At 62.8% G+C, this 23,701-nt stretch carries 13 protein-coding genes; 12 read left to right on the top strand and 1 reads right to left on the bottom strand.

What is annotated here, in order from left to right:
* Nucleotides 1-162 precede the first annotated feature (162 nt).
* The 8 genes from MJ205_RS05195 (at nt 163) to MJ205_RS05160 (ending at nt 17,655) form a co-directional block, all read left to right on the top strand.
* On the top strand, nt 163-621 hold the full coding sequence (locus MJ205_RS05195) for a hypothetical protein (RefSeq protein WP_239811491.1): 459 nt from the start codon (nt 163-165) through the stop codon (nt 619-621).
* A gap of 1,357 nt (nt 622-1,978) precedes the next feature.
* On the top strand, nt 1,979-4,105 hold the full coding sequence (locus tag MJ205_RS05190; RefSeq protein WP_239811490.1) for an autotransporter outer membrane beta-barrel domain-containing protein: 2,127 nt from the start codon (nt 1,979-1,981) through the stop codon (nt 4,103-4,105).
* A gap of 111 nt (nt 4,106-4,216) precedes the next feature.
* Complete coding sequence (locus tag MJ205_RS05185; protein WP_342395177.1) at nt 4,217-6,133, top strand: autotransporter outer membrane beta-barrel domain-containing protein; 1,917 nt, start codon at nt 4,217-4,219, stop codon at nt 6,131-6,133.
* Between the two features lie 1,232 nt (nt 6,134-7,365).
* A complete protein-coding gene (locus tag MJ205_RS05180) occupies nt 7,366-9,270 on the top strand; it encodes an autotransporter outer membrane beta-barrel domain-containing protein (protein WP_239811488.1) in 1,905 nt (634 codons plus the stop codon).
* Nucleotides 9,271-9,561: 291 nt separating this feature from the next.
* Nucleotides 9,562-11,202, top strand: coding sequence for an autotransporter outer membrane beta-barrel domain-containing protein (locus MJ205_RS05175; RefSeq protein ID WP_239811487.1), 1,641 nt, complete (start codon nt 9,562-9,564; stop codon nt 11,200-11,202).
* 788 nt (nt 11,203-11,990) lie between these two features.
* The gene (locus tag MJ205_RS05170) at nt 11,991-15,602 is read left to right on the top strand and encodes a response regulator (RefSeq protein ID WP_239811486.1); all 3,612 of its coding nucleotides are present in this window, start codon (nt 11,991-11,993) and stop codon (nt 15,600-15,602) included.
* Nucleotides 15,603-15,609: 7 nt separating this feature from the next.
* The gene (locus MJ205_RS05165) at nt 15,610-16,452 is read left to right on the top strand and encodes a CheR family methyltransferase (RefSeq protein ID WP_239812668.1); all 843 of its coding nucleotides are present in this window, start codon (nt 15,610-15,612) and stop codon (nt 16,450-16,452) included.
* Between the two features lie 72 nt (nt 16,453-16,524).
* Nucleotides 16,525-17,655, top strand: coding sequence for a hybrid sensor histidine kinase/response regulator (locus tag MJ205_RS05160; RefSeq protein WP_239811485.1), 1,131 nt, complete (start codon nt 16,525-16,527; stop codon nt 17,653-17,655).
* A gap of 165 nt (nt 17,656-17,820) precedes the next feature.
* Here MJ205_RS05160 and MJ205_RS05155 read toward each other — a convergent pair whose 3' ends face one another.
* Entirely contained in the window at nt 17,821-18,189 is a 369-nt protein-coding gene (locus tag MJ205_RS05155; protein ID WP_239811484.1) for a response regulator, read from the bottom strand.
* 499 nt (nt 18,190-18,688) lie between these two features.
* On the opposite strand from MJ205_RS05155, the gene MJ205_RS05150 reads away from it, so the two are divergent.
* The 4 genes from MJ205_RS05150 to MJ205_RS05135 all read left to right on the top strand — a co-directional run bounded on the left by MJ205_RS05150 (nt 18,689) and on the right by MJ205_RS05135 (nt 23,691).
* Nucleotides 18,689-19,321: a response regulator gene (locus MJ205_RS05150; RefSeq protein ID WP_133855691.1), complete on the top strand. Its 633-nt coding sequence runs from the start codon at nt 18,689-18,691 to the stop codon at nt 19,319-19,321.
* 153 nt (nt 19,322-19,474) lie between these two features.
* Nucleotides 19,475-19,987, top strand: coding sequence for a sigma-70 family RNA polymerase sigma factor (locus tag MJ205_RS05145; protein WP_239811483.1), 513 nt, complete (start codon nt 19,475-19,477; stop codon nt 19,985-19,987).
* 4 nt (nt 19,988-19,991) lie between these two features.
* Nucleotides 19,992-21,011 carry a FecR domain-containing protein gene (locus tag MJ205_RS05140; protein ID WP_239811482.1) on the top strand — a complete coding sequence of 340 codons (1,020 nt, stop codon included), beginning with the start codon at nt 19,992-19,994 and terminating at the stop codon, nt 21,009-21,011.
* A 97-nt stretch (nt 21,012-21,108) separates the two neighbouring features.
* A complete protein-coding gene (locus MJ205_RS05135) occupies nt 21,109-23,691 on the top strand; it encodes a TonB-dependent siderophore receptor (protein ID WP_239811481.1) in 2,583 nt (860 codons plus the stop codon).
* Nucleotides 23,692-23,701: the final 10 nt, after the last annotated feature.

Here is a 23,701-nt window from a genome sequence, read left to right as displayed (position 1 = left end):
GGACTGACCGACGGCGATACAGATCCAACCTATGTTTTAACGTATAGCCAAGGTTTCAGCGCTGCGGGTGCTGGCAATATCAACAGCTTTGACAGCGGAGCAACCTGGACTGACCAACCCACAACCCCCGCCTTCCGTCTGACTATCGTGCCCGTGGACCCCGTGGTCCCCCCCACCGCCACCCTCACCTGCACCCCCACCGAGCTGCTCGCCGTTGCCGGCCAGGTCTCCACCTGCACCGTCACCCTCAGCGCCCCCTCCACAACAGATACCCCCATCAACCTGACATTGCCAGCCACCAACCCGGGCTATACGACCACCTGCACCTCGCCGCTGGTGGTTCCCGCCAATGCCACCCAGGCCGCCTGCACGATCACGGCGGTGGCCAACACCACGCCGGGCGCACCCGATGTGACCGCTGACTTGGCGATTGCCCCGCCCACGACGCCTGATGCCTATACGGTCGAAGGTCCAGCCGCACAGATCACCATCCGCAGCAACGGCACTGTCGTTCCGCCCGCCAACCCGACGCCTGTTCCCACGTTGGGCGCTGCAGCGTTGGTGTCGCTGGTCTCCGTGATGGGCCTGCTGGGCCTGCGCCGCACGCGCAAATCGGCCTGATAAGGCAGGACACCACTACCCCAGGCGCATGGCGGTGGCCATGCCCCTGGGGTTTTTTGCGCTCCACGTGCGGTGCGGCAGTAGATCTGCCGGGCGGCGTCTCCGCTGGGCAGCACATGCCGGGCGGCGTATCCGCTGGGCAGCATCTGCAGGGCAGCATTCGCTGCTCGGTGCAACACACCCAGCGTGAAGCGTGAAGTGCGCAGATGTGCCCCCTACCAGTCCTTGCCCTTCCCCGGCGGCGCCCAGCAAGACGCCCTGCCGGGGGCTGAACGCCCGTTGGGGCATCCATGTCTGTTCATCCTGGTCAACCGCTGCCGCTGGGTGACACACAGGCCTGCGGCTCGGCGCGATTCACTTCCTACCGCCGGGCGGCGGTGGTGCAGAAGCACGCCCAGCATCGCGCGCCCCGGCGCCCATTGCAGGCGGCGCAACCTTAAGTGCGCGCTCGCTTAACGCACCACTCACTGCTGTGTCGCGTGCTGTTACCTGCGTTTTCATCTATGCCACTGAAGTGCCTCCCCACTTCTGGGTAGCAGCAACGGGGCCGGCATGCCTCGCGTGGGAAAGCTCATTACGGGTTCGCAGACGCCTCGCCCAGAACGCGCCGCCAGCAAGGCCTTCTGCAGCTCGCTGCAAATCAGTCCATTTCATAAAACTATAAGCACCGCTTTCAAAAAGACTCAGCGAAAGCAATATCCTATTCAAAATCCTGTTTTTATAAAAAATAACAATTCATAGTGATAGCCTATGCGAGACTTTGATCCGCTTGCATACATCAGTTGTCCGCATGCAGCATTGTGCTGGCGCATGGCGAGGTTCGATAAATATCCACAGTCCGCCAGTATCTGCATCCGATTTGATTTATAGCAATCATTCTCAATCAGGGCTTGGTCTGCAGCAGGTGCGCCCACTTTCGCAACCACCAACGTTTTCTACCGGGGAGGTCCATTGGCATTCTTAATCTCAGTAATAGCTTCGGCATAGCAACACTGGCGGCTAGATACACGTTTGTTATCAATCACATATAGGTAATTGCCCCAATCTATACACCTCATTGCTTTACATGGGCCTGCGGGGAATGGTGATTCCGCCGCAGCACACCTCGATAGGAAACATCATGAAGAAACAATTTCTCGATAACGCCTGGCGCCCCGCCAAGGGGATAGCGCGCTTTAACAGCTGGGTATGCGCCCTGGCTGGCGCTTCTGTGTAGAGCGCGCAAAGCAACTTTTAGCGTGGGCGCGCCAGCGCTCTTCTTTCAACGACTACTCCTCCCTCCAGAAGAGTGAGCGATGCAGCCAGAGAAGGCATAAGCCTCCGGTTGCATAGCTTTCTACAACAGAAGAACCAAAACATGATTAAAAACCCGATCCTCCCTCTCAGCCCCTGTGCGCTGCTGGTCGCCTGCTTTATCGCAGGCGCTGCACAGGCCCAAAGCATTAACTTCAGCGGCGATTCCACACCGGTTGGCAGCATGGCCGACCAGTACGCCACCGTCGATATCACGGTCGGCAACACCGGTACTGGCGCACTCGATGCCAACGCCAATGCCCGCTTCGGCAATACCGGGCTGGCGGTCATCGGCGCAAATGCTGGCAGCACAGGAACCGCTACATTGAGCAACGGTGTGAGCTGGGGCACCCGTGAAATCACCGTGGGCCAATCCGGCACCGGCACGGTCAATGTCAAAGATTCGTCCGTCAGCTCTTCGCTAGCCATCATTGGTCAAAACGCTGGCAGCACCGGCACGGTGACCGTGGACGGCGCCAATGCGAGTTGGAACATCCCACCGCTTTACCAGATGGACATGACGATTGGCAGCAATGGCGGCTCTGGCACGCTCAATGTGCGCAATGGCGGCATGGTAGCCACCACCGCCAGCATTACCACAGCGGCAACGGCAGGCTCTGCAGCCACCGTGCTGGTGGATGGAGCCAACTCCCAACTTAAAGCCATCTTCCAATGTTCCCTGGGCATGAAGGATGTGTCCACGGTACAGATCACCAACGGAGGCCAGGTGCAGTGCTACCAAGGCGCCTACCTGGGCTTTGGCAGCGTTTCGCTCGATGGCGCCGGCTCCAAGTGGGTCGTGGGTGCGGACCTCGACATTGGGTCTACCGAAAACGCCAGCCAGGCCGTGTTGAACATCGGCGAGGGCAGCCTGGTGGAGGTTGCAGCCCATCTGCGGCTGCCGAACGCCAGCAGCGCTGCTGCAGACAGCAGCGGCACGATCAATATCGAAGGCAGTACCACCCCAGGCGCTCTCACCGTTGGCAGCTTTGAGTTTGGCGCCAACGGTCTGGGCGTGATCAACTTCAACCATACCGATGCATCCGGCAACTACCAGTTCGCCATGCCCCTGGCCGGGACCGGCACGGTGAATGTCAGCAACGCCGGCACGACGGTCATCACAGGCAACAATACCTACGCAGGCACCACCGCTGTGAACGCTGGCACCCTGCGCGCGGGCTCGGCCACCGGCCTGAGCGCTGCCTCCGACTTTGTTGTGGCCAGCGGCGGCACGCTCGACACCAACACCTTCAGCCCCACCGTCAACAGCCTGCGCAACGATGGCCTGGTGACAATGCTGGCAGGCGGCACCACAGGGGTGTTGACGGTAGCGGGCAACTACGCCGGCAATGGCGGCAGCGTCGCGCTGAACACCGCCCTGGGCGGCAGCAGCTCGGCCACGGAGAAGCTCATCGTCAACGGCGATACCAGCGGCACCACGACGTTGAACATCACCAACCTGGGCGGCGCGGGCGCCGCCACCACCGGTGAAGGCATTCTGGTCGTGCAGGTCAATGGCGCATCAAACGGCAGCTTCAGCCTGCCAGCGCCAGGCTATGTGCAAGCGGGCAGCTTCCGCTACGACCTGGTCAAGACCGGCAGCAACTGGTACCTGGTCAGCGAATCGCGTGCCGAAAGCGCACCCACTGTCAGCGTGGTCTGCAGCCCGGCCGAGCTGAGCGATGCAGCCGCCGAGACTGCCACCTGCAAGGTCACGCTGAGTGCAGCGCTGACCACCGACCTGGGCGTGAACCTGACCCTGCCCGCCACGAGCGGACGCTACACCACCACTTGCACCTCGCCGATCGTCATTGCCGCGAACGCGACCGAGGCATCGTGCACGATCACCTCGGTGCCCAACAACACCGCCAACGATGGGGATGTGATCGCGGAACTGGGCATTGCACCGCCCACCACCGCAGATGCCTACACGCCAGGCCCTGCTGCCCAGGTTCTCATCAAGGACAAGGACAAAACCGGTGGCGACAACGGTGGTGGCGATAACGGCGGTGGCGACAACGGTGGCGGCGGCGACGGTGGCGGCACTGCCGTGCCGCACAAGGTGCCGACGATGGGCGCCATGGGCCTGATGGCGATGGCATCGGTGCTGGGCCTGCTCGGTGTGCGCCGCACGCGCCAGTCGGGGACGCCTCAGTCGGGGACGCGCCGCGCGCCCGGCACCTCGGCTTAAAGGCCTCTGTTCACCTCCCTCTCTCCTCCCTCCAGAAGAGCCCTGCTATCCGGTGCACAGAAGGCACAAGCCTCGCACCGGATAGCTTTTTACAACCTTTAAAACGTACCAATGATGAAAAAGGCGATCCTCCCTCTGCGCCCTTGCGCGCTGCTTGTTTCTTGTTTTATCGCTGGTTTGGCGCAGGCGCAAACCATCTCGATCACCGGTGATTCCACGCCGGCTGGCGAGATGGGTGCCAGCTATGACACGGCCCGCATCGTTGTGGGCAACACCAGCGCGGGGGCCTTGGCTGTGCGCGGTGGCGGCAAGCTGACATCCGCCGAAGTGTTTTTGGGTCTGGCTTCCGGCGGAAATGGAACGGCGACGGTCGATGGACCGGGGTCTTCCTGGATCATTTCATCGCCCGTTTTTGACCACAGCCTGATAGTTGGCCAGGAAGGGAATTCGGCTACTTTAAGGATTACCAACGGCGGCTCTGTGTCTAACAACAAGGCTCTTACGATGCCAAATTACCTTGATCGTAATTCATTGATCGAAGTAGATGGCGCTAACTCCATCCTGTCTAACGACGGGCATTGTGCCATAGGTGGATCGAACACTACCGCCATGCGCATTACCAATGGCGGTGTGGTCCGCTGCGGCGAGCATGGTGTTATGGGTTATGGCAGCGTAACGTTGAGCGGTGCTGGCTCGAAATGGGTGATGGGCACAGATATGTATGTGGCCGGCAGCTACGATATGCACCCCACTCTGAATATTGGAGATGGCAGCGCGGTAGAGATTGGCGGCACAATGCTGCTGCCAAGTTTCGACGACGGAACAATCAGCGCCACCGTCAATATTGAAGGCAGTACCACACCCGGCGCGCTGACCGCAGCCAGCCTGGTATTTAGTCCGAATGAAGCAGGCGTCATCAATTTCAACCACAGTGACACATCCGGCAACTACCAATTTGCGACGCCGATGACAGGCCCGGGCAGGGTCTATGTGCGGGGCGGTGGTACAACCACCCTGACCGGCAATAACAGCTACACAGGCCCCACCAGCGTGACCGAGAGCACCTTGCGCGCCGGATCAGCCACGGCGCTGAGCAGCAGTTCCGGGTTTTCTATTGGCAACCTGGGCACGCTCGATACGGGCAGCTTCAGCCCTACCCTGAGCAGCCTGCATACCGCAGGGGCGGTGACGATGCTGGCGGGCGGCACCAGCAGCAACTTGACCATCAGCGGCGACTACTATGGGCACGGCGGCAGCATGGCGCTGAACACCGTGCTGGGCGACAGCAGCGCTGCGTCGCAAAAGCTGATCGTCAACGGCAATGCGATGGGCGTGACGACGTTGAACATCACCAACCTGGGAGGCGCGGGCGCACAGACCACCGGCAATGGCATCTTGGTGGTGCAGGTGGCGGGCACGTCATTTGGCGACTTTGAGCTGCCCGAGCCTGGCTATATCCAGGCGGGCGGCTTCCGCTACAGCCTGGCCAAGGTGGGCAACAACTGGTACTTGCAGTCGGAGGAGCAGCTCGAAGCCGCCGCACCGGCCGCCAGCGTCGTCTGTGACCCTTCCGAGCTGAACGGTGCAGAGGGCCTGGTGGCTACCTGCAAGGTGTCGCTGAGCGCGGCCGCCACGGCCGACCTGCCCATCAACCTGACCTTGCCTGCCACCCACCCGCGTTACACGACGACCTGCAGCTCGCCGATCACCGTGCCGGCCAATGCCACCGAGGCATCGTGCACGATCACCGCCGCCGCCAGCGAGGGTGCCGATGTAACGGCGGTGCTCGCCATTGCCCCACCCACCGTGGCCGATGCCTACACCGTCACCGGCCCCGCTGCGGAGGTGCTTATCAAAGCCGTAGAAGGCAGAGAAGGCGGTGGCGGCGACAACGGCGGTGGTGACAACGGCGGTGGCGCCGTACCGCACAAGGTGCCGACGATGGGCGCCGCAGGTCTGATGGCGATGGCGTCGATCCTCAGCCTGTTGGGCCTGCGCCGCGTGCGCAAGGATCGCACACCGGTGTAACCGCTGCGGTGGCTTCGTCACTGAACCGCCCTGGCGCTGGTGGCTGGCTGGTATATAGCCAGCCTCTATAGCCCGCTTTTGAGCCCCGTTGGATACGGGGCTTTTCTTTTGCTTGCGCCTTGATGTCCACCCTCACCCCTGCCCTCTCCCGCCAGCGGGAGAGGGAGTTTGGGGGAGATCTGGGCTGGTTTTTTACCCTCACCCCCGCCCTCTCCCGCAAGCGGGAGAGGGAGTTTTGGGGAAGGGGGTTGGTTTTCTCCCCTCTCCCGCGAGCGGGAGAGGGCTAGGGTGAGGGTGACTGCAAGGGTGAGGGTGACTTCAAGGGTGAGTGCAAGGGCAAGCATGAGCGCAAGGCAGACCCAGTCTCTGCACTGCAGTTCAGGCTTTGGCGCACCGACCATTTATCGCACTTTCCAAACAGCAAGCACCCCGGCTGTTGCGGCCATGCCCCATGCACTAGGTTGACGCGGTTACAGCCTTTTGCAGAGATGTAAGTAATTCGCGCCGCTCCCCCTCGGTTAATCACACATTCCTGGCTGCAGACGTAGCAAATTCTTTGCAACGCCGAACCAACGATTCCAGCAATACCCTCTACAGAGGGCCCCTACACGCGCCAAGCCATATCCATTGACACCCATCAATTGATCAATATTGAATCATTTGATTTGCACTCCTTATTAGCACCAGAACCGCCTATCTCTGCACTGCGCATTAGTCCATCAAATTAGTAAAATTTATAATTTTTATCAATAACGAGTGTTAATCTTTGTCCCCATGCATGACTTGCATAGAAATGTGCATGACATGCATCAAACATATCTATATTTCCATTCAAGAAATAGAACTTTTATGATGAAAAACAAATATGTGGATGTGAGGGAAAAGGCGGTGATGGTCGGTGCAGTGCACCTAAGGAGAGGCTCGAAGTTAAGTTATTTATAAATTTATCTTAACTTTCTATAACTACTCGATAGATCATTGGACTGAGCTTATCGAACCACCTTCAGCAACTGTCCTAGAAAAACAGATTCCCGCGACGCTTTGCCGAGATCGAGGTTCTTTGACCTACATGCTGAATGCGTAGTGTTATCCAATATGCCTTGCCAGTGGAGTCCTTTTTTAGATATCTCCGCTAAATCGGTTTATTCACATTTGAGATGCAACAAAACCCCTTATATCAAGGGCTATGTCAAATGCATCGATAGCTTTTTACAACATTCAAATTAAATACGATGAGAAATTACCTATTCACCCCAACACCTATCCTGCTCGCTTGCTGGTTGATGGCCGGCAGCGCCAATGCGCAGAGTGCTCACTTCACGGGGGACACGGTTCCCACGGGAGACTTTAGAGGCGGGCAAGATTTCAATGCCAAGGTGTTCATTGGAGATTTGGGAGAGGGATCCCTGGATATCGTGTCCGACACTTTTTCCAATAGAAGGCAAGCATCTGAAATCGCGCGATCTGCAGGAAGTACTGGGACTGTTAATGTATCGTCAGGTGGCCAATGGAATACAGGACCGTTATATGTCGGCCGGGCAGGCACCGCAGTTTTTAATGTCACCAACGGGGGGAAAATAACCTCTGATCACACCTTTCTAGGGCAGTTGATGGGTGGGGTTGGAATTGCAACCGTGGATGGGCCAGGATCCGCGTGGAGTATTCCACCTGAATCCAACAGCGATTTCTGGATAGGTTCCGGCGGGGGAGCAGGTACATTGAGAATTCTTAATGGAGGTACAGTATCCACCTCCAGCGATATTTATACTTCTTATGATCTCGGCAGCTCTTCCACCATTGACATTGATGGTGCTAACTCGTCGCTCAGCGCTAATGCATGGTGCTACTTCGGAATGGCAGCTCCCAGCCATATAACGATTACCAATGGCGGGCAACTAAATTGCAATCGCAACACCTATTTAGCCTGGGGCAGCGTATCTCTTAGTGGAATTGGTTCCAAGTGGAAGGTAAACACCCACCTCGACATTGGCCGCAGCCAAATACCTACCAAAGGCACACTCAGCGTTGGAGAAGGAAGTACTGTGGAATTAGCCGGTAATTTAAGACTAGCAGCAGATAGCAATAACCGTGGTGGAAGTGGAACCTTAAATATTGAAGGTTCGCGTGCACCCGGTGTATTGCTTACCCAAAATGTGCTATTTGGAGTCAGCGGCTACAACACGATCAACTTCAAACATACTGACAGCACTGGGAATTATCAGTTCTCCCCATCCATTTCTGGCGGGGGCAATGTTAATATTCTCGGCACTGGCACCACAGTCATGATGGGCAACAATGCTTATACAGGCCACACGAGTATTCAGGCTGGAGTACTGCGAGCAGGATCAGCCACCGCACTATCCAGCACTTCTGGCTATTCTATAAGCCCCAGAGGCACACTTGATATCAATCGCCACAGCTCTACGTTATATAATCTAACCAATGCTGGCAATTTAATCATCGGAGCAGGTGATACCAACGCCACAGTTACCACAACCTATGACTATTCGGGCCTGGCGAGCACGATTCACATGAATGCGGCATTGGGTGGCAATAATTCTCCAACACAAAAGCTGATAGTTAACAGAAGCACCAATGGCTCGTCCACCCTCAATATCCGCAATCTAGGCGGCACCGGCGCCCAAACGACCGGCAATGGCATTTTGGTCGTGCAAGTGGGCTGGGAATCCAACGGCCAGTTCACCCTCCCGGCACCTGGCTATATCCAGGCAGGCGCTTACCGCTATACCTTGCACAAGGTCGGCCGCAACTGGTACCTGCAATCGGCGCCCGCCAATGCCAAAGCGGCAGCGGCCGATGACAGCGCTGCCTGCATAGCTGACCCGCTGGCACAGGGCTGCGCGTTGGCAGCAGGCCAGGGCGCAGTGGCAAAGGCCCAGCCGGCAGCATTGAAGGCGGGCACCGCGAACGCGGCGGCGGCTGCAGAGGCAGCAGCGCCTGCGGCCGATGCCTCGGCGCAGCTGGAGGCTACGCTGGGTGCGGACGACCTCAAAGACGATGGCGCCGTGGGCTTTGCCGGGGCGGTGCCGGTGCCCGGTTTGGGCATGGTGGGGATGGTGTCGCTCTCGTCCCTTATCGGCGTGGCGGGCCTGCGCCGCGGCCGCAAAGCGGTGTAAGCCACCCAAGGTGACAGTGATCTGATCACCGCGATAGCGGGCCAGGCCAGCTGGGGCGATGGCCCCGCTGGCCGGTGGCCCCCAACAAAAGCTGGCTGCATCTGCAGCCCGCTTTTTTTTGTGGCGTCAGCATGGCTGAACAGGCTGTTGCACCACGGGGGACGGTTCTGCGCTTCAATGCCTGGTGCCAGCCGTTTCCTTTTCACTTTGCCTGTGCCTTGGTTGGCACGGCTGCTGCTTGCACCAGGCAGCGATCCGGATGCCATAACCCCCCCGCCACGCATGCGCACAATGCCTTCGCTTTTGTACCCCTCACCACGGGCGTTACTGCTGGTCGTTCAGCTGCTCATTCCGCTGCTGGAGCCGGGCACTGCCCATGGCCAGGCGCTGGTGCTGGCAGGCGATACCCGCCCAACCGCCTTTGTGGGCACCATTGGCAGCGCGGGCAGCGTGGGCGCCCCCTTCAACGCCGAGCAGCTGGTGGTGGGCAACACCAGCAGCGGCAGCTTGCAGATGCACTCGGCTGCGGGGGTGTTGCATACCGGGGAGGCAGTGGTAGGCGCCCAGGCGGGCAGCAGCGGGCTCGCGACCCTCGCCACCGGGGCGCAATGGCATTCCCCTCTGATAACGATGGGCGATGTGGGCAGCGCCACGCTGCACATCCACAGCGGTGCCCAGCTTGTCTCGCGCGAGGCCATCATCGGCCACCGCGCCGGCAGCCAGGGCCTGGTGACCGTGGCGGGCCGCGCATCGGCCTGGCATAGCGATGCGCGGGCGGGCTTATTGGTGGTGGGCGATGCGGGCCAGGGCACGCTGCGGGTGCTCGATGGTGCGGCCGTCTCCAGCAGCCACCATCTCCGCACCGCCGAGCTGCCAGGCGCCACCGCCCGCGTCGACGTCGATGGCGCCGGTTCAACCCTGGCTGCCGGCTACTGTTTTTTCAGCACCCAGGGGGTATCGGCGGTGCGGGTCAGCCGTGGCGGGCGCATCCACTGCCGCAGCGAAGCCTGGCTGCGCTTTGGTGATTTTTCTGTGCAAGGCGCGGGCGCGGCATGGGCCGCGGGCACGCAGCTGACGGTGGGGGCCGACAGCGGCCCCGCCGCTGCGGTGCTCCGCATTGGACAAGGCGGCGTGGTGGAAGCGGGCACGGCCCTGCGGCTGGCGCACAACCCGGGCCACCGGCCGGCTGGCCGGGGAGCCATCCATCTGGAAGGCACGACCGCACCGGGCCGGTTGCTAACGCCCCAGGTGTTGTTTGGTGCGGATGGGCTGGGGGCGGTGCACTTTGACCATCACGATAGCTCGGGCAGCTATGTGTTTGCGCCCTCACTATCGGGTCCCGGCAGGGGCGAGGTATCGGTCAACCAGCCCGGCATGACCACGCTGACGGGCGATAACGATTACACGGGTGTGACGCGCGTCCAGGCCGGGGTGCTGCGTGCCGGCGCTGCCACGGGCTTGAGCCATGCATCGGACTACACCGTTGCCCGCGGGGCCACGCTGGACACCCAGGGCTACAGCACGCGCCTGAACAGCCTGGCCCATGCGGGCACCGTCACCACCGGGGCCAGCGGCACCAGCGCTACGCTGACGGTGCGCCACCACTACCGGGGCGACGGGGGCAGCCTCGCCCTGGGTACGGCCCTGGGCGGCAGTGATGCAGCCACCGAACGGCTGCAGGTGCAGGGCGATACCAGCGGAACCACCACCTTGCACATCCGCAACCTGCGCGGCAGCGGCGCCCCAACGACGGGGGCCGGCATCCTGGTGGTGCAGGTAGACGGGGCGTCGAATGGCAGGTTCCGGTTGCCCAACCCGGGCTATCTGCAAGCCGGCGGTTTTCGCTACCGGCTTGTTCAGCAAGGTAAAAACTGGTACTTGCAGTCCGAAGCCGTGGCACCCCGGCCTGCTCCGCATCACGGCGCCCACTGAGACCCGTCTGCCGATCCGGTGGGCCGCCCCGCCCCGGCTCGCGCGCTACCCGTGGAACCGTGCCCCAGGCTCACCTTTGCTTGCATACCCAGGTAGCGCGTCTACAACAGTCAGTTTGCAATTGCGCTGCAGGGGCAGCTGCTGGTCTAAGGCCTTGATCCGCAAACGTTTGCGGGCCCCCAGGAAGGGGCTTTACGGGGCGGGGGCGGCATTCTAGGCCGTTTACCTTACAAAAAACTTACATAATTCATAGCTATTGCCCGTGGTTAGTAATAATTTTAATTTATGATCGAACTTCCTCTGGAGGGAGGAAAAGTGCTTCTTAGGAAGACGACCTTTGGGCCCGCCTTGTGCGGGCCCCTTTTTTGCCGACTTGGTTGCGCATACAACTAGCTACATCCGTACATCTGCATACGGCTCGGCCGCCTGGCAGATGCGGTAGGCTCGGACAGCCCCGCAAAAACACCTGCGCGATACCGCCCGCGTGCCGTGCTGGATGGCCGCTTGCCGATAGGTGCATGGCACCGGCACCTATGCAGCGCAGCTGCAAAGCGCGGGTGTGCCTGCGGCCGAGGAGGTCCGGCCGGGCAGGTCCGGCCGGGCAGGTCCGGCCGGGTAGGTCCGGCCGGGTAGGCCCCGCCGGGCAGTCCCACGCGGTGGGAGCACCTGCTGGTTTGTAGGAACTCACTGACATCTTTGTAAACAATGGTACAAGTACAATTTGCGCGGCCCGCCCGCGCTTTGCGGCGGCCTGTTCCTGCCTTACTTCCTCCCTCCTCCCTCCTTCCATGCCCCATTCTTCTTCTCCGCAGCCGCGCAGCCTGTTCCCCTTGCCGCTGCCGATGCTGCTGGGGTTTGCCGCTGCAGCCATCGCCGCGCTGGTGATCGCCATCGTCAATGTCTACTCGGCCGATGTGCGCGCCCAGGCGGTGACCAGTATTGGCCGCATGACGGCGGCGATGCGCCAGCTCAATGAGTTTTCCGCATCGCTCAAGGATGCAGAAACCGGGCAACGGGGCTTTTTGCTGACCGGCGATCCTTCGTACCTGCAGCCCTACCGCCGCGCGCAGGATGCGCTGGAGAGCCAGTTGCGCGGGCTCGCGGCCAGCAATGACAATGCGCCGCTGCGCCAGGAGCGCGTGCAGGCCATCGATACGCTGGCGCACCAGAAGCTGGCCGAGCTGGAGGCCACGATCGACCTCAAGCAGGCCGGCCGGGGCGATGAGGCGCTGGCGCTGGTGCGCACCGACAAGGGCAAGCAGGTGATGGACAACCTCAACAACGAGGTGGCTGACCTGTACCTGCTGCAAAACAATGAGCTGGACCTGCGCCGCCGCGCCTGGGAGCAGGCGGCCACCACGTCGACCTATATCACCTGGGGCGGCTCGCTGGTGATGCTGGCGCTGGTGCTGGCGTCGGCGGCGGTGTCGATGCGCGAGTTCCGCGCCAAGGCGCGCCAGACCTGGGTGTCCGACGGGCTGTCGGGCCTGGGCCAGCGCCTGCAGGGCGACCATGGCCTCGAAGAAGTGGGCGCGCGGGCGCTGGATTTTCTGGCGTCGTACACGGGCGCCAAGGTGGGCGCCGGCTATGCGCGCCATGGCATGGATGACCGCTACCAGCTGTTTGGCGGCTATGCGCTGCCCAAGGATGCATTGCAGGAGCATCTACTGGCCGGCGAAGGCCTGGCCGGGCAGGTGCTGCGCAGCGGCAAGCTGCTGCGCGTGGGCGGGCTCGACCAGAGCCACTTGAAGATCAGCTCCAGCACCGGGCAGTCGCAACCGCTGGAGCTGGTGCTGGCGCCGGCCGTCGAGAACGGCAAGGTGCATGCGCTGATCGAGCTGGGCTTTGTGCGGCCGACCACGCAGGCGGAGCTGGAGCTGCTCGAAGGCGCGTCGTCGATCCTGGCGGTTGCAGTGCGCTCGGCGCTGGACCGCACACGCCTGGAGAAATTGCTGGAAGAGACGCGCCAGCAATCGGAAGAGCTGCTGGTGCAGCAAGAGGAAATGCGCGCCAGCAATGAGGAGCTGGAGCAGCAAAGCCAGGCGCTGCAACGCTCGCAGGCGCAGATGGAGCAGCAGCAATCGGAGCTGGAGCAGACCAATGCCTACCTGGAAGAGCAGACGCAGAAGCTGGAGCACCAGCGCGAGCAGCTGCTGCGCGCCAAGGATGCATTGACCGACAAGGCGCGCGAGCTGGAAGTGGCCAGCCAGTACAAGAGCGAGTTCCTGGCCAACATGAGCCATGAGCTGCGCACGCCGCTGAACTCCACGTTGATCCTGGCCAAGCTGCTGGGCGACAACAAGCCGGGCAACCTGACGGCCGAGCAGGTCAAGTACGCGCACACGATCTATGCCGCCGGCAACGACCTGCTGGCGCTGATCAACGACATTCTGGACCTGGCCAAGATCGAGGCCGGCCAGGCGACTGTGGTGCTGGAGCCGGTCAACCTGGGCACGGCGATGCAGTCGCTGATCGAGCCGCTGCGCCCGATGGCCCAGCAAAAGGGGCTGGCGCTGACCTGCCATATTGCGCCAGGCGTGCCGGCCTACACGCAAACCGATGGCCAGCGCCTGGGCCAGATTCTGAAGAACCTGCTGTCCAACGCGATCAAGTTCACCGACCGGGGCAGCGTGAACCTGCAGCTGACGCAAAACCAGCCCGGCACGTTGACATTTGCGGTGCATGACACCGGCATCGGCATTCCCGAGCATCAGCAGCAGCTGATTTTTGAAGCGTTCCAGCAGGCCGATGGCAGCACCCACCGCAAGTACGGCGGCACGGGCCTGGGCCTGTCGATTGCGCGCGACCTGGCGCAGCTGCTGGGCGGCCAGATCACCGTGCAGAGCACGCCGGGCCAGGGCAGCGTGTTCAGCTTCCACATGCCGCTGGTCAAGGCCGGCACCCCCGCAGCAGAGGTGCCGATGGCACCGAAGGCGGCCGATGCGCTGCGCCCCACATCGCCAGCGCTGGCGGCAGCCGGAGCTGCGGCAGCCGGAGCGGCGGCAGCTCCGCTGGCGGCGCCGGGCAAGAGCGGCGCGGCCGCTGTGGCCCCCCGCGCCACGGCGGCGTTCCAGCCCGCCAACACCGCAGATACTGCCACGGCCTTTGCAAGCACATCGGCCACCGCCAGCACGGCGGCCTTGGATGCGGCCGCGCACAGCATGCCTGCCAGCGCCCCGGCCACGGCAGCGGCGGCGGTGCTGGAGCTGCCAACGATCATCCAGGGCCGCCACCTGCTGGTGGTCGAGGACGACCCGCGTTTTGCCGACATCCTGCAGGAGCTGGCGCGCGAGATGGGCTTCAGCTGCCAGGTGGCGCGCAATGCGGCCGAGGGCCTGGCCGCTGCGGTGCAGTTTCTGCCCAATGCGATCGTGCTGGACATCAACCTGCCCGATTTCTCGGGCCTGGGCGTGCTGGACCAGCTCAAACGCAACCCGGCCACGCGCCATATCCCCGTGCATATCGTCTCGGTAGCCGATTACTCGCAAGAGGCGCTGGTGCGCGGCGCGCTGGGCTACGCGCTCAAGCCCGTGCAGCGCGAGGAACTGGCCCAGGCCCTCAAGCGCCTGGAGGCCAAGTTCACGCAGAACATCCACCGCGTGCTGCTGGTGGAAGACGACGAGCGCCAGCGCGACAGCGTGCACAGCCTGCTGGGCAACAGCGAGGTCGATGTGGTCTGCGCCGGCACCGCCGGCCAGGCGCTGGAGTACCTGGCCCAGGGCACCTATGACTGCATGATCATGGACCTGAACCTGCCGGACATGAGCGGCTTTGCGCTGCTCGAGCGCATGTCGGAGCAAGATGGCGTGTCGTTCCCGCCGGTGATCGTCTACACCGGCCGCGCGCTGTCGCGCGACGAGGAGACGCAGCTGCGCCGCTTCTCGCACTCGATCATCATCAAGGATGCGCGCTCGCCCGAGCGCCTGCTCGACGAGGTGACCCTGTTCCTGCACCAGGTCGAGTCGCGCCTGTCGCCCGAACACCAGCAGATGCTGGCCCAGGCGCGCAGCCGCGAGGCGGCGCTCGAAGGCCGCAAGGTGCTGGTGGTGGAAGACGATGTACGCAACGTGTTTGCGCTGACCAGCATTCTGGAGCCCACCGGCATCAGCGTGGACATTGCGCGCAATGGCCGCGAAGCGCTGGAGGCGCTGGACCGCGAGGACAGTGCCGTGGACCTGGTGCTGATGGACATCATGATGCCGGAGATGGACGGATATACCGCCATGCGTGAAATACGCGGCCGCCCGCACTTGAAGCGCCTGCCGATCATTGCGCTGACCGCCAAGGCCATGAAGGACGACCAGGAAAAATGCCTGGCCGCCGGTGCCAACGATTACATTGCCAAGCCGCTGGACGTGGAGAAACTGCTGTCCCTGGTGCGGGTGTGGATGCCCAAGTAAAACGCCGATGCCATTACGCAAGAAGGCCGAGATTGCCGAGATTGAGCAGCGCCTGCTGCTCGACGGTATTTATTACCGTTACCACTATGATTTTCGCGGTTATGCGCAGGGCTCGATCAAACGCGGGCTGGAGGCAGCGCTGGTCTCCTTTGGCTGCAAGACCCTGTCGCAGCTGCAGGACCGGATCATGCATGACCCGGCGGCGTTCACCGCGCTCCTGGGTTATCTGACGGTGCAGGTCAGCGACATGTTCCGCGACCCGGCGTATTTTCTGGCGCTGCGCCGTGAGGTGGTGCCGCTCTTGCGCACCTACCCATCGCTGAAGATCTGGGTGGCCGGCTGCAGCACCGGCGAGGAGGTGTACTCGCTGGCGATCCTGCTGCACGAGGAAGGCCTGCTCGAGCGCAGCCTGATCTATGCCACCGATATCAACTCGCAGGCGCTGCGCATCGCCGAGCAAGGGATTTTTGCGATCGAGCGCGCCGAATCATTCTCGCAAAATTACCTGCGCGCGGGCTGCAAGCATTCGCTCGCCGATTATTACACCGCGCACTACGGCCATATTGTGCTGGACAAGGAATTGCGCAAGAACATGGTGTTTGCCGACCACAGCCTGGCGACCGACAGCGTATTTGCGGAAATGCATTTGATATCCTGCCGCAATGTGCTGATTTATTTTGATTCGGATTTACAGAACCGGGCGCTGGACCTTTTCCGGCAGTCGCTGTGCCACCGCGGTTTTCTCGGCCTGGGGATGAAGGAATCGCTGCGATTCTCAAACCAGGCAGCAGCATTTGAAGATGTGGCGACGGTTGAAAAAATATACCAGAAGAAACCAGCCATCGAGTAGTTTATAAAATATCCCCCGGAGCGGTCGGCAGGCGCCGCAGGGTGCACCGGGGACTGTTTTGAGTTGTAGTTCATGAACACCACTGACGGCATCAAGTGCCTCATCGTTGACGACATTCCGCAGAACCTGGTTGCGCTGGAAGCGCTGCTGCAACGCGACGGGGTGCAGTTCCTCAAGGCGCACTCGGCCCGCGAGGCGCTGGAGCTGCTGCTGCAGCACAGCGATATCGCGCTGGCGCTGCTGGATGTGCAGATGCCCGAGATGAACGGCTTTGACCTGGCGGCGCTGATCCGGGGCAGCGAGCGCACGCGCCATATTCCGCTGATCTTCATGACGGCGGGCACGCACGAGCAGAACTGGCAGTTCCAGGGCTACGAGAGCGGCGCGGTCGATTTTCTGTACAAGCCGATCGACCCGGACATGCTCAGTGCCAAGGTCAGCATCTTCTTTGAGCTGCACCGCCGCAAGCAGGAGCTGGCCCAGCAGTTGCAGGAGCGTACCGAGGCGCTGCGCGTCAACGAGATGTTCATGGCTGTGCTCAGCCACGACCTGCGCACGCCGCTGCAGTCGATCAAGGTGACCGCCAGCCTTCTCAAGCGCCAGCCCGATGCCAGCAGAAACGAGGAGCTGGCCGAGCGGCTGCTGAGCAACAGCCAGCGCATGGGACGCATGGTGGAGGATCTGCTCGATGTGACCCGCATCCGCCAGGCCGGTGGCCTGCGGCTGACCTTGACCGACATGGACCTGGCCAGCCTCTGCGCAGCGGCGGTGGATGACGCGCGCCACAGCGCAGCAGACCGGGTGCTGCACTACGAGGCGCTGGGCAGCACCGAAGGCCGCTGGGACAGCGAGCGCCTGGCGCAGGTCATCGGCAACATTCTGGGCAATGCGCTCAAGCATGGCACGGCAGATGAGCCGATCTCCGTGACCATCGATGGCAGCGCAGCGGCCGAGGTGGTCGTGGGCATCGAGAACGGCGGCACGATCCCTGCGGCCTTGCTGCCCGACCTGTTCAAGCCGTTTCGCGGCGGGGAGCGCCAGCCCGGTCAACGCGAAGGTCTGGGGCTGGGCCTCTATATTGCGCAGCAAATTGCGCGGGCGCATGGGGGCGGCATCCAGGTGCAGTCCGCAGACGGGCGGACCCGCTTTGAGCTGCGGCTGCCACGCCAGCCGCTGGCATCGCACCGCCAGGCGCTGCTGTAAGGCGCCTGGACCCTAGGCGCTGCGCTGGCCTGAACAGGGGTTCGGGCCAGCGGCGGTCATTCGGGAGGGGGAGCAGGCGGCTGGGAGGCGGCAGGTCCGTGGCGGGTACCGCCCTCCGGGCGGGCGCCCGGCCGCAGCACCGGAGCGGTGCGCTCCGGCGGGTACTTATTGGAGGGTACCGGTGTGCTGGGTCTGGATGTGGCCGAGCAGATCCTCCAGCTCTTCGATCTCAAACGGTTTGAGCAAGGTGCGCACGTTCGGGCCCCACTGGCTGGGGTAGTGCCCCAGGTCATAACCGCTGCACAGCACAATCCAGCGCTGGGGCGCCTGCTGCAGCAGACTTTGCGCCAGATCGGTGCCCGACTGGCCGGGCAGGCTGACATCGGTGACCACCAGGTCAAACGGCGCCTGGCCATCGAGCTGCAGCGCTTCTTCCGCATTGGCGCAGCAGGTCACGCTGCGGCCAGGCCCTTCCATGAGACAGCCAATGGTCTCTCGCAGCTCGTCGTTGTCTTCTATGTAGACTATTCGCATTGCAAACCCAATAATCAATGTTAATTGCAATAAAAGCTATTGCCGACTGAGATTTGCATGAAGAAATTTATCCATGTAGGACATTTTCTTTTTATGCCGCTGGAATATAGCACAGGACGGTTTCAGAAAATATGCGTGGTACCACGAAAACCCCTGGCAAAAATCGGATTTGGCACTGTAGTCCTATTCTGACAATGACCGTATATGCGCACCCACAAACGGTTTGCAAACCATCGTTAAAATGAAGTCCTGGCCATTGAGGCTTTTGAAAAAAGGGTATGTAGCTGACCATTGCGGCCAATCCATACCCGGCATCAAATTAATAAATAAGCAATACGGCTCTGGATATTCTCGCAGCGCATTTTAGTCGCATTATCTGCAGGCCGAAATTACCAGGTCTGCGGCTCCCCATCTGCGGTTATCCGGTCCGGTTGCGCCGTTTCAAAGAAGACCGCGAGCAAGCCAGCCAACGCTGTGCTGCCGCCACCAAGGAAGACCAATGATCAACGTAGGACTTGTCGATGACCACGCTATCGTTCGCTCGGGGCTGAAGCAATTTCTGGCGGATTTCGTAGATATCCGCGTCGTAGGAGAGGCTTCCAACGGACGGGAAGCCATTGACCTGGTACGCAACGAATCGATTGACGTGCTGGTAATGGATTTGTCGATGCCGGGCCAAAGCGGTATTGATGCGCTGACGATGTTGCGCGCCAAGGAGCCCGACATGGGCATCCTGATCCTGAGCGGCTACCCGGCCGAGCACTATGCGATCAACCTGATACGCCAGGGTGTCAACGGCTACCTGAACAAGGAATGCGACCCGAGCGAGATTGTCGAGGCGATTCGCACCATCTCGCTGGGCAAGCGCTACCTGACGCCGATGGTGGCCAACCTGCTGGCCCAGCAGCTGGGCCGCAAGGACGATGCGCCGCCGCATGAGCACCTGTCCGAGCGCGAGTTCCAGGTGTTCCTGAAGCTGGCCCAGGGCGAAACCGCCAGCAATGTGGCCGAGCAGCTGTCGCTGAGCGTTAAGACCGTCAGCACCTACCGCACCCGCCTGATGGAGAAGATGACCCTGAACTCCAACAGCGACCTGACCTACTACGCGCTGAAAAATGGTTTGATCAGCTGATCGCCTTCCCCACCCCGTTCCAACACACGCCACCTTCGGGTGGCGTTGTCGTTGGTGGGGCGCGGCGCTTGCTTGGCCCTGTGCCGCACGCTGCCTTGCAGAGCGGCATAAAATGCGATTAATTCTCATTTGACATTGCTTGGTGCTGCGCGCATGCCCTCCCCGGATCTCTCCATCGACGATGACTTGAGCGGCCTCTATGCCGCGCACAGCTCCTGGCTGCAGCAGTGGCTGCGCAGGCGTCTGGGCGACAGCTTTGCAGCGGCCGATCTGGCGCAGGACACCTTTGTCAGCCTGCTGTGCAGCGCCACCCCCCGCGAAGCGATCCGCGAGCCCCGGCCTTTTCTGGCGACCATTGCCAAGCGGCTGGTGGCCCACCGCCACCGCCGCCAGCTGCTGGAGCGCGCCTACCTGGAAGCGCTGGCCTGCCTGCCCGAAGCGCTGGCCCCGTCGCCCGAGACCCAGCTGATTGCAGTGCAAAGCCTGCAGGAGATAGACCGGGTGCTGGACGGCCTGCCCCCCAAGGTGCGCGAGGCCTTTTTGCTGGCCCACCTGGCCGGGCTGAGCTATGCCGAGATTGCCGGCAAGCTGGCGGTGTCCGCCAGCTCGGTCAAGCAGTACCTGGCCCGGGCCAACCGCGAATGCCTGTTTGCGATCGCGCTGTAGCTGCATGCCTGCCTCCCCCACCGTAACCCTGCCCGGCGGCCGCGTGATCAGCCGGGCCACGGCCGATGCCGCTGCCGATTGGCTGACGGTGTTGATGTCCGGTGATGCCGGCGCTGAAGAGCAGCAGCAGTGGACCGCCTGGCGCCAGGCCCATGCCGACCATGAGGCGGCCTGGCAGCATATCGAAGCCGTGACCGGCCGCATGCAGGCCTTGGGCCCGCACCCGGCCTACACCGCGCTGACGGCCCGGGGCGCGCGCAAGCCGGTATCGGACGCGCGCCGGCGTGCCACGCGGCTGCTGCTGTGGGGCGGGCTGGCGACCGGTGCGGGCGTGCTGGCATCGCGCACCACGGCCTGGCAGCGCCAGGTGGCCGATTACCGCAGCGCCACCGGCGAGCAGCGCCGCCTGGCGCTGGACGATGGCACACAACTGCTGCTGAACACCGGCAGCGCGCTGAACCTGCGCTTTGACGCAACAGAGCGCCGCTTGGTGCTGGTGGCCGGGGAGATCATGGTGACGACCGCCCATGCGCTGGGCGCTCCCGCCGATCCGCGCCCGCTGCTGGTGGAGACGGCGCAGGGCAGCATCCGCGCGCTTGGCACCCGGTTTACCGTGCGCCAACAGGCAGCGCACACGGAGGTGGCGGTGCTTGAGAGCGCGGTAGAGATCCGCTGCCGCGATGGTGCGGGCAGCACGCGCTTGCTGCAGGCCGGCACGCAAACCCGGTTCAGCCACAGCGCCATCGATGCACCCAGCGCGGTAGATGCGCAAACGCAGGCCTGGACGCGGGGCCAGCTGATGGCCGATGCACAGCGCCTGGACGACTTTCTGGCGGAGCTGGGCCGCTACCGGCCGGGCGTGCTGCGGGCCGATCCGCAGGTGGCGGGGCTGCGGCTGTCGGGGGTGTTTCCGCTGGGCGATACCGACCGCATTCTGTCCACCCTGCCCAGCGTGCTGCCGGTGCAGGTGCGCACGCGCAGCCGTTACTGGGTGACGGTGCTGCCGGCCAACGCGCCCGCTTGAGAAAAAATATTTGCGCTCCACCCTGCCCGATTCGCTGGCTTGCGGCACCTAGCTGATGAGGGACCTGCATTTGCCCAGGCCCGCCCAGAGGAACCACATGCCGACATTGCCATCCGCCCGCCATGCAGGGCGCCCCCACCCCACCCCGATCGCCCTCGCCTGCCTGGCGCTGGCATTGGGCTTGAGCGCTGGCGCGCCCAGCCTGGCGAGCGCGCAGCCCAGCACAGCGAACGCCCCTACAGACAGCAACACCGCCGCCACGGCCACCGCCGAGCTGCGCATCCCCGCCGGCCCCTTGGCCCCTGCGCTGCGCCAGCTGGCCAGCAGCACCAACACGATGCTGAGCTTTACCGCAGCGCAAAGCGATGGCAAACAGACCGCAGGCCTGAGCGGCCGCCACACGGTGGCCGAGGCGCTGGCGCGGCTGCTGGCGGGCACGGGCCTGCAGGCGGTGCAGCTGGACAATGGCGCCTATGTGCTGCGGGCCAGCAGCACGGCAAGCGCGCCAGCGGCTGCCACCAGCGCCGATGCAACTGCCAGCTACACCTTGCCGCAGATCACCGTGACCAGCACGGCCCCGGGGCTGGGCAGCAGCGATGGCCGCACCGAGGGTACGCAGTCGTACACGACAGGCAGCATGCGCACGGCAACGCGCCTGGACCTGTCGATGCGCGAGACGCCGCAGGCGGTGACCGTGGTCACCCGCGAGCGCATCCAGGACCAGGGGCTGGCAACGGTCAATGATGTGGTGCAGACGGCGCCCGGCCTGACCTACCGGCGCTTTGGGCCCGAGCGCGCGTCGTTCTTTGCGCGCGGCATGTATGTGGACAACATCATGTACGACGGCCTGCCGGTGAGCCTGGACAGCTCCAACCTGTCGCAGGACCTGCTGGCCACCGACATGGCGATTTACGACCGGGTGGAGATCGTGCGCGGCGCCACCGGGCTGTCGCAGGGGGCAGGCAACCCGTCAGCCGCGATCAACCTGGTGCGCAAGCGGCCCACCCGGGAGCGGCAGATATCGGCCAGCGTCAGCGCCGGCAGCTGGGACCGTTACCGCGCCGAGCTCGATGCCGCTGGGCCCCTGTCGGACGACGGCAGCCTGCGCGGCCGGCTGGTGGCGGCCACGCAGGACTACGGCAGCTACAAGCGCGGCGAAAGCAGCCAGGGCCAGACCTTGTACGGCATTGTGGAGAAGGACCTGACGGCCCGCACCACCTTGACCCTGAGCGCGCTGCACCAGGAGAGCAAGCTGCATGGCAACGGCTTTACCGGCCTGCCGGTGGCCAGCGATGGCAGCGACCTGGGCCTGCCCCGCTCCACCTCGTACGCCAATGACTGGGAGCACTGGGACAAAACCACGAACTCGGCGTTCCTCGGTCTGGACCACCGCTTTGACAATGACTGGCGCCTGCAGCTGTCAGCCTACTACGCACAGGCCGAGATGGACATGCAAGGCCACTACCTGAGCCACAACCTCACCACCGGCCTCTACAGCCAGCTGGGCGCGCGCAATGCGCACCAGGAAAAGCAATCGAGCATCAACCTGTATGCCAACGGCCCGTTTGCGCTGCTGGGCCGCAAGCATGAGCTCGTGCTGGGCGCCAGCTACCGCCATATCGACTTTGATGGCAATAGCCGCCAAGGCCTGGTGCTCAACAGCAACCTCGATCTGCGCCACTTCAACCCCGGCGCCGTGGCCGACCCGCAGATTCCGCTGCGCGACTGGATGGACGCCAAGATCACCCAGCAAAGCCTGTATGCGACCACGCGGCTGAACCTGGCCGACCGCCTCAAGCTCATCGTCGGTGGCCGGGTGGACTGGTTTGACTACCGGGACACCGTCAACACCTACCCGAACTTTGCCGCCAACATGCCATCCGTCAGCGCCCACAACCGTTACGAGATCGAACACCGCCTGAGCAAGTACGCCGGCCTGGTCTACGACCTGAACGACCAGCATGCGCTGTACGCCAGCTACACCGATATCTTCAAGCCGCAGAACTACCTGGATGCGAACAACCAGCTGCTGAGCCCGGTGGTGGGCCGCAACTATGAGCTGGGCATCAAGGGCGAGTACTTCAACGGCAGCCTGAATGCGTCGGCCAGCGTCTTCCGCATGGACCAGCAAAACCGCGCCTACCGCGCCAGCGACCAGACCCAGTGCGCCAGCTACCCCGCCACCACCTGCTACGCCGCTGCTGGCGAGGTGCGCAGCCAGGGCGTGGAGCTGGAGCTGCAAGGCGCACTCACGCCGGACTGGCAGCTGGGCGCCGGCTACACCGTGGCCATTGCGCGCTACCGCAAGGATGCCAATGCCGCCAATGTGGGCGCGCTGTTTGATACCGACACGCCCCGGCATTTGTTCAAGCTCTCGACCATGTACCGACTGCCCGGCGCGCTGCAGGGCTGGCGCATTGGCGGCACGGTCTACCGCCAGGGCGGCATCTACAACCAGGGCACCACCAGCGGCGTGCCCTTTAACATCCGCCAGCATGCCTATGCCATTGCCGACCTGGTGATTGGCTGGCAGGCCACGCCACAGCTGGACCTGCGCCTGAACATCAACAACCTGTTTGACAAGACCTACTACAACGCCTTGTCCGGCACGGCGACGTTCCCCAGCAATGTCTATGGCGAGCCGCGCCATGTGATGCTGACTGCGCGATACCAGTTCTGAGGCTGGCGGA

This window comes from Comamonas sp. B21-038 (assembly GCF_022387135.1).
Classification (GTDB): Bacteria; Pseudomonadota; Gammaproteobacteria; order Burkholderiales; family Burkholderiaceae_C; genus Comamonas; species Comamonas sediminis.
The sequence above is the reverse complement of the archived record's forward strand: the minus strand, read 5'-3'. Positions and strand labels throughout refer to the sequence as shown.